The sequence below is a fragment of the Streptomyces sp. NPDC006430 genome, assembly GCF_040612395.1.
In the GTDB taxonomy this organism is placed as follows: Bacteria; Actinomycetota; Actinomycetes; order Streptomycetales; family Streptomycetaceae; genus Streptomyces.
The window spans coordinates 1-15887 of record NZ_JBEXQA010000065.1 but is presented as its reverse complement, the minus strand read 5'-3'; the positions used below and the strand labels follow the sequence as shown (position 1 = coordinate 15887).

At 70.0% G+C, this 15887-nt stretch carries 3 protein-coding genes; 1 reads left to right on the top strand and 2 read right to left on the bottom strand.

Annotated elements, in window-relative coordinates; all coding sequences use genetic code 11:
• Positions 1-100: 100 nt before the first annotated feature.
• Both ABZZ20_RS36040 and ABZZ20_RS36035 read right to left on the bottom strand, forming a co-directional pair.
• Positions 101-241: a hypothetical protein gene (locus ABZZ20_RS36040; protein WP_356877140.1), complete on the bottom strand. Its 141-nt coding sequence runs from the start codon at positions 239-241 to the stop codon at positions 101-103.
• Positions 242-1068: 827 nt separating this feature from the next.
• Positions 1069-15213 carry an EndoU domain-containing protein gene (locus tag ABZZ20_RS36035; RefSeq protein ID WP_356877138.1) on the bottom strand — a complete coding sequence of 4715 codons (14145 nt, stop codon included), beginning with the start codon at positions 15211-15213 and terminating at the stop codon, positions 1069-1071.
• Between the two features lie 280 nt (positions 15214-15493).
• Here ABZZ20_RS36035 and ABZZ20_RS36030 point away from each other — a divergent pair, with 280 nt between their 5' ends.
• Positions 15494-15796 carry a hypothetical protein gene (locus ABZZ20_RS36030; RefSeq protein WP_356877136.1) on the top strand — a complete coding sequence of 101 codons (303 nt, stop codon included), beginning with the start codon at positions 15494-15496 and terminating at the stop codon, positions 15794-15796.
• Positions 15797-15887: the final 91 nt, after the last annotated feature.

Sequence of the window (15887 nt, the reverse complement as noted above, 5' to 3'; positions counted from 1 at the left end):
TCCCACGAGCCAGATCCTCATTAGCCTGAATCAGCTTCTCGCCGATCAAAACGAACAGCATGTCATTCACGGGCTTAGAGGCCTGAATCGCCATGAGAGATCAGTGCTTCCCTGTGGTGTCACCGGTGACGGTCTGACCCGCCGCCTGGCTGATGGAATCCAGGCTCGCGGCCTGAGTGGACGGGATGTTGCCGGCGGTCCGGAGGCTGCCGTCGGCGATCGCGGTGACCGAGGTGTCCACCGGATTGTGGACAGCAGGGGTTCACGCTGTGAGTGAGTGTTTAGCCCCTGCTTGGTGCTGCTGTTCGAACTCGATCGGGGAGAGGTAGCCCAGGGCGCTGTGGCCGTGACGGAGGCGAGGTAGAGACACGTCACGCCGACTGGATGTACCTTGTGCTCGGCGTGGATCTCGCGGATCTCCTCGATCGGGGCGGCCGCGTCCTCCTTGCGCGTGGCACGGTCTCACAGCTGGCTTGCCAGCGGTGGTAGCCCGAGCGGGAGACGCCGAGCACTCGGCACAGCCGCTGCACGCCGAAGGCCCCGGCGTTGGCAGAGATGAAGTCCCAGCGGCAGGGCACTTCGATGGCCTTGCGACGCGGATCTTCACCTTCCTGGATCCGCAAGATCCGTTATCGGATGTGTCCACATCGCAGGGGGCACCTCACCAGCGCCCGGATGCCGGTCCGGGTCTCCAGTGCATTTGACTGCTGTACGCCGCCTGCCATGAGCTTGCTCCTTGGTCGGTGAATCGCTGGGAAGGATTGCCGCGATGCTAGGGCCGAAGGTCCACGAGGCCCTTCGCCGTTGAGGAACATCTGATCTGTAGGTCCCTCGATCTCTGCACCTTCGTGCAACGCACACGTCAGCCGCCCCACCTCTCGTACCGCGGCCTGCGGCGAGGACCCGGCCGACATGCCGGAGGCCGTCCCTGTCGGCGGTGGCGGTTACCGGATGGATGCCCCGGGGGTTTTCCCGCAGGCCGGGGGCGCGGTCACGCCGTCCGGCCGCACCTACGGGCAAGGCTGCCGGACAGGGATGTGATGCCTGGAGCAGCAAGCCGCCTTGCTCCTACCCGGTCAGCCGGGCCAGGCTCTCCCCCACCCACGGCTCGAAGAGGTCCGGATGCATGCGCAGCAGGTTCACACGGTCCGTCGGGGTGAGTGCGAGATCGCGCAGCGGCAGTTCGATGCGCGGTGCGAGGTCCCAGGTGGCCGTGACCGACGGTGAGTAGCGCAGTCCTTCCACGTGATGGCGCCGTACGAGGGTGTCCAGCACAGCCGGGGACTCGAGCAGCTGGCCCAATTCCGCGCGGTTGTCCCGCTCGGGGGTCTCCTCTGCCCGGGATGGCGGGGGCGGGTCACCGGTCCCGTTTTGACGGTCGCCGGCCGCGGCCTGCGCGAGGGGAGCTATCCGGTCGTGCGGCGTCCTTACGGACGGCGTGTTCCCCCGTGGCGGGGTTTCGGCATCCGTGGGCGAGGTGCCCGAGCCGTTGTCGGCGGTCACCGGCTCGGCCAGCAAGTATTCTCGGCCCCTGCGATACAGGACCAGTTCTGGCCTGCCCGATCCGTCGCCGGGGGCGTGGGTAGTGCTGAAGGTGCCGTCCTCGCCGACCACGGTCACGTTCACGCCGTAGGAGGCCACCTGTGCGACGGCTGTCCGCTCGGTCGCTTCGTTCCAGCCGCGAGTGGTGAGCAACTGCGCGCGGATGAGGGCCCGTTCCTGCCATGCGGTGAGTTCCAGGTCGTGCGGGAGCCCGCCGTCAGCCCGTCGGCGGCGCACGGACTCGATCGTCTCCGCGGAGAGCCCGGCCACGGCGAGTTCCTCGTCCGTGAACGGTGTCCCGCGGTCCAGCCGGGCTCCTTCGGGAAGCGGGCGGGTGAGGAGGCCTCGCTCGGTGACGCCCTGCGGCCTCAGCCCCGTGGTGACGGCCGACCAGAAGCCGTTGCCGTCGCCCGTCGGCTCGCGGAGGGTGTGGGCGGTGCCGTCCGGTCCGGTCAGTCCTGTCGTCCCGGCCCGCCGGGTGGTGCGCCAAGCGGCGGAATCGGCTGCCCACGGTGCCGTGGCGTAGGCGGGCCGCGGCGGCCGGTTCTGAGGCGTTGCGGATACGGCGGCGTCCGCCTTCCGGCCGCCCTCGGCGGTCCGGGACAGTGCCGGAAACAGTGCGGGCTGCCGCCGGGCCTCACCGGCGGGCAGGGCCGGCCGGTAGTGCCGGTTGCTCAGGTGCAGCACGATGTGCGGCAGCTGGTCCTCGGTGGGGTTCCCTGCCTCGGAGTGCGAGGGCCAAAAGTCCTGGAACCGCCCGTCCGCGCCGACCACTGTGACCCGCACTCCGAAGTGACGGGCAGCCAGCGCGGGCAGTAGGTCGGCCGCGCCGTGATCCCATCCCGCGCCGTCGGTGGCGTCGCCTCCGCGCAGCAGCTGCTCCCGGGCGAGACCGGCACGCTGCCGGCCCGGCAGCTCGGCGTGCAGCGGTAGGTGGCCGGAGTCGGAGAACTCGCGCCACTCGGGCGTACTCAAGGCCATCGTGCCGGGCTTCAGCTCGCTGAGCCGGAGGGTCTTCATGGGGCTCATCCCGCCTGCCCCCAGCTCGTCGCCGCTGAACCTGTCCCTGGTATCGGGCGAGGTGAATTCCAGCAAGTCGGCGTGACGGCTCAACTCCTCGGCGAGCAGACGCCGCAGAGTGTCGGCCATCTGCTGCCGGTCCGTCGCCGGCACCCGTTCCGCGAGCAGGCCGGGGTCGGCGTGATGCAGTCCCTCGGCGACGGCGTGGAAGAAGCCGTCACCATCGGCGGGAACGTCGTACAGGGTGTAGAGGCCGCCCTCCGGTGAGACGAGTTGCCCGAGATCGCCGGGCGCGCCCTCCAGTGCCTCGTACACGGGGTGCTCGGCTTTCACCGCAGTGTCCCCCGCGGTGAAGGTGAACTTCACGGCCGGCGGTTCGGGCACGCCCGCGCGCAAGCGCGGCTCACCGGGCCGGTGTGCCTCGGGGGGCAGCCGGTGCCAGCGGGTGAGCCGGTCGGTCTCCGCCCGCACACGGTGGAACTCGCCGGCCGCATCCTCGGCACGCTGCAGCAGCGGCTCCAGCAACTCGCTGTCGTCCGTCTCCGGGGTGCTCTCCCCCGGACCGGCCAGAGCGCGGCGCTTGGCCCAGTAGGCGTCGTCCGCGGCGGCCCATGCCTTGCCCGCCTTGGTCACCTGCGTCCATGCGTCCGCGACCGCGGGCGGGAAGTTCCCGTCGTCGACCAGACCCCACTCCCGGGCCAGGTCCTCGCGAACGAGGGCGATGATCCGGGTCTGTGTCTCGACGGCCCGCATGCGTCTGATGTGGCCGAACACGCAGTTGGGCCGGTCCACGTCGGCGACGCCGAGCCAGGCGGTCGGGATCGCGAACACGAAGCTGCGGCCGGCCAGCTTGATGGTGAGCTGGGCGCCCTGCGCGCCGGAGCTTACGCGGCGGTCACTCTCGGCTGCGCTCGGGCCCGTCACGGAGCTGAAGGGGGCGACCGAGCCGGGCTTGCCGACGGACACCACCGTCTGCGCACCGAGCGACGAGTCGTGCCCGCTCGTACGGGAGACAGTGGTGCCCCGGGCCGCCGTGTCGCGCTCGGCGCTCTCCATGGTGGTGTCCGGGACCACCGCCAGCAGTACCGCCCGGGTGAGGTCCGGCTTGGAGTAGAGCCGGTACTGGCCATGGGCGCCGCCCTCCTCGTTCAGCCCGGGGACCACGTAACCGTCAGCGGTCCCGCTGTCCTCGAAGAAGGCTGTCAGCGCGGCGTCGCTGGTTCCGTTGTCCAGGGCCAACGCCGAGGCGGTGCCGGGCCGGGTCAGTCTGGTGTCGCCGGCCGTCACCGCGGCCGCGTCCAGTTCCTTGGCGGTCAGCTGGCGCGGGCCGCCGCCGGCGGTGGCCGCGGTCACGGACGTGCCGTACGCCTCGGCGATAGCCAGGACGGCAGCCTGCTTCAGCGTGTCGCGGCCGACGATCCGGCGGACCTGGAAGCCGGTGGACGGCGGCTGGAAGGGGCCATGGGTGCCGTTGGGCAGCAGCAGGGACCGCCAGGCGTCGATGGCCCGCTCGGTGGCTCCTTCCTGTCCCAGCAGGACGGCCGAACGAGCCGGGGCGTCCACGGTGGGCGGCCGGAGGGGGTCGTCCGCCTGGCCGGTGCCCCGGTCCGGGACAGTCATGCTCAGGGGCACCTGCTCGCGCAGCGTGCCCACCTCGTCCTCCACGGAAAGGTGTCTGCCGTTTCCGGTGTCGAGGGTCAGCCGCAGCCGGTAGCGGGTGAGGTATTCGGCATGCGGCTCTCTCGCGTAGAAGGTGCGCCTCCTGGTCTGCGTGCGGGACTGGCTGTGGGACCTCAGCTCGGCGCTCGTGAACCCCCCGTCGAGCGTCGCCCGGACGGCCTGGAGGTCGCCCGGCCGCGGCACCGCGTCGGGGGAGGCGGTGGCCACCCCCTCCATGCCGTTCGCCCCGAACATGCGGGAGGAGCCCGCGGAGTTTCCCGCCACCTCGGTCACGGTGGATGTCCGGGTGTCCTCTATGGCGACCCCGTGGTCAAGGCCATCGAAGCGCGGCTCCTCAGCGATGAGCTCCACCCGCAGGGAGCCGGTGCGGCTGCCGACGCGGATGCCCGCCAGCCAACGGCCGACCCGGGCACGGGCCGCCGTGCCGGTGGAGGCCATCTGCTCACGCAGGGCCCGCAAGGCACGCGGGGTGACCAGGGACCGCACTCGCTCACGGTCCGCGTCGTCGACCTTCCACTGCCGCAGTTGCTCGTCGATGCGGGCCTGCACCGCGGTGGTGTCCAGAGAATTGACGGGATACGACCCGAAGGGGTGGTCGTGCCACCACCTGGCCTGTCCCCACGCGTGGGACGTGTAGCGGGGCACCTCGCCCAGCCCGTCGTTCAGGAGCCCGAGCCGGTGCGCGGACTTCTCCGGCACGTGGCCGAGATAGCCCGAGGGGACCGTGAGCTGCCTCTCGCCCCGGCTGTCACGGTAGAAGGGGGCGAACGCCGGGCGGAGCAGCCCCTCGGGGCGGACGGAGCCGACGATATCGTGCTGGATGTCACCGGACACCAGGACCTTGTAGCCACCGTCGTCACGGTTGACCTCCCAGGTGACCGTGCGGATCACACCCGTGGTTTCGGCGCGGGAGCTGCCCCTGCGGTACTGCAGGCCGGCGAGTGTGGTCAGCTCGGTCCCGCCCATGCCGCTGCCGGTCAGGCTCAGACCGGAACTCCTGGCGGTGGTCATCACCCCCGCCATGTGCAGATCGCCGCCGACCGCGAGCTCAGTGGCGATCCTGAGGGGCTTGGTCCTCACGCGCAGGTTGAAAACCCGCATATGGTGCACCAGTTCGCCCACCCTGTGCCGCAGGAAGCCTTCCGCGAACAAGGAGAGCCGGGAGCCGGCGGAACCGGATGCCTGATCGAAGCCGGCGGTGAGGGATTGCGCCTGGAAGAACCGCACCATGGCGTCGTGAGGGGCGGCCCCGCTCCTCGTGAAGTGCCAGGAACCGCCGGACAGACCCGCCATGAGCGCCTCGGCGGCGCGGGCGAGTGCGGCGGGCGAGCCGACGCTGAGCGTCTGATAGGGCTGATCGCCGAATGCGTCTCGGACATGGCCCTCGGGCTCCGCGCGGGCCGCCACCTCCGCCCGCGGGTCGGTGGGGGGCGTGTGCTCGTCCGGTACGGCAAGCACGACCCGGCCCACGAACGGATCGCCCGTGCCGCCTCCTACCAGGTCCGTGCTCTCCTGGGGGCGCGCGCCCAGCATCCCCAGCGAGAGAGCCCTCGGCGCAGTGCGGAAACGCGAGAAGCTCTCGATCTCCGCGGTGAGTGCGAGCTGGTAACTGTACAGATGGGAAGGGCTGGAACTGGCGACCAGCGGCTCGTACGAGACGGTGGCCCCGTGCTGTGTCTCCCGGCCCCGGGACCGTGCCCACGAGGGACCGACCGAGATGCTGGCGTGGTCAACGATGCCGCGCAGCGCCACGTCGAGACCCGCGCCCGAGGTGCGCGTCACGCTCTGAGAGCCGTCCAGGCGTTCCGTGCCGGGGACGCTGGTGCGGAGGATGAGGTCGTTCTGCGTGCCCTCATAGCGGCGCCCGGTCAGCTCACCCCTGATCCGGAGCGACAGGTGCGAACGGCTGAGGACGCCGGGTGGGACATCGAGTCCGATCGACAGCCCTGTCGCGGTGAGCACCTCGAGGTTGCCGGCGATGCTGTGATGGGACAGGGCGTTCATCACGCGCAAGGTGTTCGCCAGCGCCATGCTGTAGTGCTGCGGGTCGTGCCAGCGGGAGTCGGTCGGATCCCCGAATTCCTCCAGTGGAGCCAATACTCCTGGGTACGTCTCGGCGGCGGCGCGGATCGCCTTGTCGGAGAAGGCCTCCAGCCAGCCCTGCGGCCGGCCCCCAGTACTCACCAGGTCGGCGTCGTCGTAAGTGAAGGCCTCGGGCCTGGTCATCCCCAGCACGACGGGGTTTTCCTCGGTCAGGTAGACCGGGACATGGGGTGCGTTGCCGTTCCGGGCGCGCAGTGTCGTGCCGTCGTCCCAGCCGGCGAGACGCCGAGCTTCTGTGTGCGTCATCCGGTCCAGACTCCAGGTCTCGAACGGGATGGTCTCGCTGGCTCCGCTCCTGCGCACGTGGACGGTCTTGCGGACGAGGTAAAGGACGGTCGGCACGTTCTTGGCGCGGCCGACGATCCTGCGGCTTCCTGAGCCCCCGAACGCACTGCTGTGCGTGGTGCTGCGGTCATGGCCGGCGGATGCGCCGACCATGAGGCGGCCCCAGGAGCCGAGGTCCATGGAGGGACCGGCGGTGACGTTGATTCCCCAAGAGGAGGTCCTGGACAGTGTCCTTTCGTTGTTGACCGTCTGCTGGATGGTGTTGCGCATCTCGGCGGCCCGGCTCTCGGTGAGGAGCTCGGCCTCCCCAGGCACCACCCTTTCCACGACGAACGCCCCCAGCGGCGATCCGTCCTCCCCGAACAGGGCGTCCGCCGCAACACTGCCCCTGGCAAGGCGATCCGCCGCCCGGTGGAAGCTTTCGGAACTGAAGAACGCGGTGATGTACTCGTACGCCGCGCTGCCGGGAACAACACCCAGCTCTGCCGCGAGCCGGTCCCGCAGCGGCCTGACGGGCCCATAGCCCTCGGTGTGCACCAGCCGGTAGTCGGATCGCGCACCGAGCGTCATCCTGTGGGGAACACGGCCCGGTTCAGCAGGGGACGTCTGGCTGTCGGCCAGTCGTACCATCAGCCCGTTTCGTACGGTGAAAGAACCGATGGGCTCGGCCTCACCGCTGAGAAAGACCTCATACTGCACGTCGTCCAGGTGCAGGCGGGACCTCTGCGCCATACGGGTCTCCACCTGACTGAGCGTCTGGTCCCGCAGGCCGTACTCGTACGAGCGGGTTACGCCCATGGTTCCGCCGAGACGGCCGACCCCGCCTATGCCCCCCAGCGGTCCGACGGTGACGCCCGCTGCCGCCCGGCGCCTCGCGCTCACCGTGTGTCCCGCACCCATGGTGATCTGGCTGCGCTGACCCGCGTCCACTTTGACCTGTTCATCGTGCGGATCGGTGAACCGCTCCCAGTTGCCATGCGGTCGGGTGACCACCCGCAGTACCTGGGCGCGGGAGTTTCCGAACGAAGGGGATTCGTACCCGTCACCGTGGAAGATCTGGGGGGAGGTGCCGAGCGCCTGCCGGAGGTCGTCCAGCACCTCGCTCAGGCCAGGCATGGCGGACCGGCCGCCGAGCCGCTCACCGATCTCTTGTACGACAATGTCGGCACCGCGCAGGGTGACCTGGCTGTGGCCGTAGGTGCGGCCCTCGGCCTCACCGGTGCCGTAACCGGTGGTCAGGTACTCCGGCAGCCGACTGCCGTCGGTGAACCGCACCGGTCCGTCCTCCGACGAGGATGACAAGGACGACGACGACATCGAACGGTCGATGCGCGGCGGCCGGTGCACGTTGAGCTCGGACTCCATCGGCCCCACGGCATGCCGCCGCTCACCGGCGTCCGGGCCGCTCTCGGTACCCTGCTCGGACTCGCTCTCGGACTCGGACTCGGCCTCGAACTCGCTCTCGGACCAAGGCCAGGATTCGCTCTGGGACTCGTCTTCGGACCAAGCCCCGGATTCGCTCTCGGACTCGTCTTCGGACCAAGCCCCGGATTCAGCTTCGGAGTCACCTTCCGAGTCGAAGGGCGAGACCCGTGACCCCGTGCCTGAGTCCGCCGGGTCGGGTTCGCGCAGCGTGGTAGGCCTACTGAAGGGGTCCGCCAGGTCGAGAAGGTCGAGGGCCCGCTGCAGGTCCGCTTCGTCGGTACCGGCGGACGGCCGCCATGCATCGGCCGTCGGCGCCGCGCTGTCCAGCAGATCCCCCGTGAGGCTTCGCAGCTCGTCGACGTCCGGCAGCACGTCGCGGACGGCATCCACCAGTGCGGGCAGTCCATCGAAAGGGAATGAGTGGTGCGCTTCCTCGGGACGCGAGGCACGGGCCAAGGACAGACGGACCAGTGCTGCGTCCGTTCGCGGTCCGCGCGCGAGGTGTCTGTATGCGTCGGTCACCCACGGCTGCAGTCGGCTCCAGACCTCGTTCAGCCAGGTGTCGTCGATGCCGGGCGCGACGGCCAGATGGATCCGTTTCGTGAGGTGGAGACCCTGCTGCCCGTTGTCGAACAGCACGTGCCGAACGGCGAACGGGACAACCTGTCCCTCACGGGTGAACGATACCGGCGAGCCGGCCGCCTCGCCGAGCGGCTCGCGGTCGGGCCAGCGGCTGAAGGGCTGCATCTGCGTGGGCCGGTAGGCGACATGATGGCCATCCCGCACCAGGCCCTCGAGACGCACCTCTTTGGCATCGCCGACCCAGTGGTAGGTGCCACGGTCGTCCACCTCCCGGACCGTGTTCGCGGCGATGGCCGCGGCGTGCGCCCACTCGACGGCCATCAGCACCTGGTGCGGTTTCCACTCTTTGGGGAACATGACGTGCTGGTCCCCGTCCCGGTGCTGACGCCAGTTGCTCGGATCGCTCGTCGGGGGCTCTACCTGGCGCAGCCCGGGGAGGAGCCGGAACGGGCGCAGCGCGGGGTCGAGGAACCAGACGTCGGCCTCGTACGTACCGTTGTCGTGTGTCCGGCCAGGGGTGATCCTCAGGTCGTAGAAATCCTCCTGTGCCGCCTGGTCCGCCTTGGGCTCGTGGTAGGCGCCGGTTCGGGTGCGGCGGTCGCCGTACCGGGCCACGTCCTCGACCCGGCGGCTGAAGGCGGGGCGCTGCGGACGGGCTGCCGGTGGCGGGGGTGACGCGTGGGCAGGGCTGGGCGTGTCGGGCTGATCGTCGGAGGGACGGAAGCCAGTGAAGGTGACACTGTCTCCGGCCCGCAGGCCGGGTATCTCGCGGTCGCCTTCAGGGGCGTAGTCGCGGAAGAAGTGCACGCCCGGCCGGCCGATGCTGAGTTCCCCCGTGATACGCACTCCGTCGTACTCGCCGGTCCAGACGTAGACGCCGGGCCTCCCAAGAAAGGGGTGAACCGTGTCCTGGCGCAGGGCATGCAGGTATGCCTGCTCGGCGGCGTAAACGGCGTCGTCCTCGGTCCAATGCGCGGGAAACATCATCTGTCCGCGCTTCGGCTGTCTCGGCCGGACGTGCAGGTCCCCCGCGACGGGATGCGAGCGGTCCGCCAGATCCGGCCGCACGGAGAGCCCCGGGTACTCGGCACGGTAGGTCCCATTGGGCTTGGCCGTCCCCTCCAGCACGACCGGCCGCGGACGATCCGACATAGCGCTGGGCGGCAGATACCCGCCACCGCCAGTGCGGGGCTCGCCATACAGCACCGCCCGCCGGGTGTCCAAGGAGAAGTGCGCGCGGGTCGGCAGCCCGTCCGCCCGAGACTGGAGCGTCTCAGCGGTAGAGAAGACCACCTCCCCGTCGACCCGCAGACGCACCGTCCCCAAAGCAGCCTCGATGGCCGAACCGATCTGCCGCAGATGACGAGGCTTAATCCCCATCCGGGTCGGGCCCGCGGCCAGAGAGTAGGCCAAGTGGTCCGCATCCACGAGCGGGCGTCCCCAGTGATCCACTTGGTAGGCGCCCATCAGGGGCTCGTCCAGGTACACCGTGCGCCCGCCGAACTCGTCGCTCTTGCGGTATTCGTCCGCCAGGCCCAACAGGTGTCCCACCTCGTGGGCCAGGACGTGGGCTTTGGTGTCGAGCTCCCAGGTCCCGTGGTTCACTCGGCCGTACCCGGCGTGCACCGTGACGGTGTGGTGAGCGGCCTCGGGAGTTCCGACGAACTCCAGGTCGACCCGGAACAGGTCCCCGCTGGGAAGCCGCAAGCCGCCGTTGTACCGCTCGTCGACACCCTGCTGGGCCCGCCGAGCCACCTCGGTCAACTGATCCTCGGTGATGGGCGCGCCCCCTACTCGATCGAGGAATACGCGGACCACCACGCGGGTGCCAAAGTCCCCCGCCGGCAACCGATACCGCCGCGCCTCGAAGCGCCTGACCTCGAGCGCGCCCCCATAGGGCGCCCCGACCCACTCTCGTCTGTCGTCCGGCTGGACCTTGACACGGGCGATCTCGACCGCGCCGGCGAACGCGGACCCGTCCGGCTCAACCGGCCCGCTGTCGTCCGGCTGCACCTCGGGACCGGCGCCCGACGGCTCCGGCCCGGCCGCTGACACCGCGGCCGTGTCGGTGGAGGGCGCCGCGGAAGCGGACGGGAGGAACAGCCTCCGCGGGGAACGGCCGACGACCGGCGACCGGCGCTCGTCGGCCGCCGACTCGACACGGGTGAAGACGTCGTCCTGCCCGGTGGTGCCGGACTCGGCGGAAACGTCGGACCCGGCGGCCACGTCAGACTCATGCCCGGACTCCCGACCGGCGCTGTCCCGCTGTGCCGAGTCGGCCAAACCGTCCAGCGGGCCGAGTCTGTCCTCGGACCGCGGGCCTGAGTCCGCCGGGTCGGGTTCGCGCAGCGTGGTAGGCCTACTGAAGGGGTCCGCCAGATCGAGAAGGTCGAGGGCCCGATACAGGTCCGCCTCGTCGGTACCGGCGGACAACCGCCATGCGTCAGCCGTCGGCGCCGCCCTGTCCAGCACATCCCCGGTGAAGCTTCGCAGCTCGTCGACGTCCGGCAGCACGTCGACGACGGCGTCCGACAGCGTGTGCAGGTCATCGACGAGGAATGAGTGGTGCGCTTCCTCGGAACTCTCGACACGGGCCAACGACAGACGGACCAGTGCTCCGTCCCTCCGAGGTCCGCACACGAAGCGGCTGTATCCGGCGGTCCAGATCTTCTCCAGTCGGCTCCATGCCTCGCTCACCGAGGTGTCGTCGATGCCGGGCGCGACGGCCAGGTGGATCCGTTTTGTGAGGTGGAGACCCTGCTGCCCGTTGTCGAACAGCACGTGCCGAACGGCGAACGGGACAACCTGTCCCTCACGGGTGAACGACACCGGCGAGCCGGCCGCCTCGCCGACCGGCTCGCGGTCGGGCCAGCCGCTGAACGGCTGCATCTGCGTGGGCCGGTAGGCGACATGATGCCCATCCCGCACCAGACCCTCAATACGGACCCCCGCGACATCGCCCACCCAGTGGTAAGTACCGCGGGCGTCCACCTCCCAGACCGTGTTCGCGGCGATGGCCGCGGCGTGCGCCCGCTCCACGGCGGCCTGCAACTGGTCAGGTCTCCACTTCTTGGGGAATATGACGTGCTGGTCCCCGTCCTGGTGCTGATACCAGTTGAGCAGATTGCCCGCCTGATCCTCTCCCGGGCGCAGCGCGGGGTCGAGGAACCAGACGTCGGCCTCGTACGTGCCGTTGTCGTGTGTCCGGACGGGGGTGATCCTCAGGCCGTAGTACCTCGCCAGCTCCTCCCGTCCCAGCTTGGGCTCGTGGTAGGCGCCGGTTCGGGTGCGGCGGTCGCCGTACCAGGCCACGTCCTCGACCCGGCGGCTGAAGGCGGGGCCGCTCTGCTGATGGGCTGCCGGTGGCGGGGGTGACGCGTGGGCGGGTCCGGGCGTGTCGGGCTGATCGTCGGAGGGACGGAAGCCAGTGAAGGTGACACTGTCTCCGGCTCGCAGTCCGAGTATCTCGCGGTCGCCTTCGTCCACACGGTCGCGGAACAAGACCACGCGCGGCCGGCCGACGCTGAGTTCCCCCGTGATACGCACTCCGTCGTACTCGCCGGTCCAGACGTAGACGCCGGGCCTCCCAAGAAAGGGGTGAACCGTGTCCTGGCGCAGGGCATGCAGGTATGCCTGCTCGGCGGCGTAAACGGCGTCGTCCTCGGTCCAATGCGCGGGAAACATCATCTGTCCGCGCTTCGGCTGTCTCGGCCGGACGTGCAGGTCCCCCGCGACGGGATGCGAGCGGTCCGCCAGATCCGGCCGCACGGAGAGCCCCGGGTACTCGGCACGGTAGGTCCCATTGGGCTTGGCCGTCCCCTCCAGCACGACCGGCCGCGGACGATCCGACATAGCGCTGGGCGGCAGATACCCGCCACCGCCAGTGCGGGGCTCGCCATACAGCACCGCCCGCCGGGTGTCCAAGGAGAAGTGCGCGCGGGTCGGCAGCCCGTCCGCCCGAGACTGGAGCGTCTCAGCGGTAGAGAAGACCACCTCCCCGTCGACCCGCAGACGCACCGTCCCCAAAGCAGCCTCGATGGCCGAACCGAACTGGCGCAGATGACGAGGGGTAACCCGCATCCGGTGCCGGCCCCCAGCCCGGGAGTGGACAACTTGGTCCGCGTCCACGAACGGACGCCCCAAGTGATCCACTTCGAGGAGGCTCATCAGGGACTTGTCCTGGTACACCGTGCGCCCGCCGTACGCGTAGCTCTCGCGGTACTCGTCGTCCAGGCCCAGCAGGTGCCCCACCTCGTGGGCCAGGGTGTCGGCTTGTGTGGTGAGCCCCCAGTTCTGGTGGTTTGCCCGCTCGTACTCGGCGTGCACCGTGACGGTGTGGTGAGCGGCCTCGGGAGTTCCGACGAACTCCAGGTCGACCCGGAACAGGTCCCCGCCGGGAAGACGCAAGCCGCCGTTGTACCGCTCGTCGACAGCTTCCTGGGCCCGCCGCTCCAGCGCCGCCAACGACTCGTCGGTAACGGAATCGCCGTCTTCTCGCCTGAGGAACACGCGGACCAGCGCGCGACTCTCGAACTCACCCGTCGGCAACCGATACCGCCGCGCCTCGAAGCGCCTGATGTCGAGCGCGCCCCCAGGAGGTGCTGCCCCGACCCACCGTTGCCTGTAGTCCGGCCGCACCTCGGCGCGGGCGATCTCGACCGCGGCGGCCGCCCTCCTGCCCGCGAGCCAGTCCACGACGGATTGCCAAAGGCGCCCCGCCCAGGCGGCCGCCGCCCCGGGCAGCGCGGTGATCCGCTCCCAGATGCCCCGCACATACCCGCGCAAGCGATCCCACGCGGAGGGGTCCACTCCGGGGAGGACCTGTTCCTCCCGCTCTTCCCGAGCCTCCTCCCCGGCGCGCTCCGAGCCCGACGGCTCCGGCCCGGCCGGTGACACCGCGGCCGTGTCGGCGAAGGACGCGGCGGCCGGATGCGCGTGCTCGGCAGGGTGCACCATCCGCACGTCCACGGGGGGCGGTGTGTCAACGGCCGCCTGCTCCGGGAGCGTCGCGCCTTCCCCGGTTCCGGGAACGGGCGCCGTCCGCGCGGACAGGTCGCTGACGGTGTTGTGGTGGAGATGGGGCGTCAGGACATCCGCGATCTGCTGGAGATGGTCGGAGGTGAGGACGAAGAACTGCGTTTCAGGGTCGGTGAACGCGCCCATCAGACTGGACTCGTCCTCACCGAGGACCTGCGATTTACGTCCGTCCGGGATCAGCAGCACCCTTCGCCTGGCCCCGTCATCACGCACGCCTATGCGCGGCAGGAGCCGGCGGACATGCGCAGCAGCATGTACGCCCGTGAACCAGTCATCCCGCGACATCGGCCGCCCCGCCTCGGGCGCCCCGTCACGGACCTGGACCACCGTGTCGGCCTGATCGGCGGAAGCAACGAACTCCACGTCCATCCGCAACAGCGGACCGGGCCACTGCGGGCCGATCATCCCATCAGAGCGCACCACCGGAACCCGGTGCCCACGGCCGTTGACCTCTTCCTCCACAGCCCGCGCGACGTCTTCGCGCAACGCCCCCATGCGCTCCGCACCCACGCCATCCGGAACGAGGTGCACCCGCCGGGTGACGCGCAGCACATCGTCCACCGGCGTGGCGCCCCGCTGCCAAGCCCGCAGAACCACACGCTGGCCACCCCCCGGTGTGAGCAGGACGCGCGGGTCAGCCTCGTCATCGCGGACACCCAGACCGTGGACGATCTCATGCACGTACGCGGCAGGATGCACATCGGTGAACCAGGTGTCCTGCACCATGGGCCGCCCAGGACCCGGCAGTCCGCTACGGACCCGGACCACCGTGTCCGCCTGGTCCTCGGAATCGACGAACCGTACGTCCACCCGCAGCCGCGGACCGGGCAGCTGGGGACCGGTGACCTGGTCGGCCTGGGGAAGCGGCAGGCGGTAGTCCCGCTGGTTGACCACACTCTCCATGGCCTGGCGCAGATCACGCCGCAAAGCCGCAACCTGGTCCGCGGTCACTACGTCGTCCGGATGCGTCACCAGATGAACCCGGCGGATCAGTTGGACGGTGTCCTGCGCGGGCGTGCCACCGCGGTACGACGCCCAGGAATAGCCGACTTGCGTCCGCTCCCCGGACATCGGGGGCCGACGCACCTGCCACGGTGCGTCGAACTCGACGAGCTCACCGTCGACAAGCCGCTGCGCCTTACGCACCTCAGGACCGGCGGGGGTGAACTCGAACGCCTGGGACCCCACACCTCCGCCACCGCCACCGAACGGAATCCAGCGATCGGTACTCACCTCACCCGAACCCCACAGCTCACCGGCAACCCACTCGACCGTCTCGGTGGCCTGGTTCCAGGTCCCCGTGCGGCTGAGTTCTCGGTCATAGACGCTGACGACGGTCTGCGCATCGAGCGAGCCGGTGAAGGCAACCTCCTGCTCGTCGAGTTGCATGTCGATCGTGCCGTTGACATCTACCCCGGTGTGGTTCTGGTCGTCCCCATTGCGGGACGAGTCGATCTGATAGCGGTAGCGCCTGTCTCCGTACCAGAGTTCGCGATTGCGAGTGGTGCCGACGAACTGCGCGGACGGGCTCTCGGTCACCCATTCAAACAGGGGTACGACGTTGTCGGCGTCTGGGGACCCGAAACCCTCTCGGAAGACTTCCTCCGGTGGCCTGTCCGAGAACCGCCACAACTGCTCGCCATCACGGCTCTCCGCATAGGGGAAGTAGGGAAAGTCATCCCCGTGCACCATGCCGTAGTCCACCGCCGGCGCCGTATCGGGCCCCGCCTCACTCCCCTCAGCCAGCCCCAGAGCCCCATCCAGACCCGGCCCCGGCTCAGCCGGCGCCCCACCCCGGCCCAGCGCTTCCAATGCGCCCATGGAGAACTCGTCGTCCACTGCGGTTCGGCTGCCGGGCTCGGACACCGTGGAGATCCGGCCGGGGGAATCCGGCGACTGGTTCACGGTTCGGCCAGAGGCAGGGTTGGCCGACTGGCCGGGATCGGTTCCGGCCTGGTTCACGCTCCGGGCAGGAGCGGAGGCCGGGGTGAGGATCTGTGACGGGGGCGCGGGGGAAGAAGTGGCGCCCTGGGCCGTGGCCGCCGCGGTCGTGTCCACCGTCTGGATCGGCTCCACGGACCGCTGTGCTCCGGTCGCCTCGTCCGTCTCCAGACGCTCCTGACGATCGGACTCCGGATCGTCAGAGGTGTTCCGAACGGGCCGAGATGTGGTGGCGGGGCCGGGCGTGGTGGCCGGCTGCGGGGCAGCCGTAC

Excerpts from the sequence above, each read along its gene's own strand:
- ABZZ20_RS36030 (WP_356877136.1), top strand. The coding sequence starts at position 15,494 with ATGGAGAACTCGTCGTCCACTGCGGTTCGGCTGCCGGGCTCGGACACC.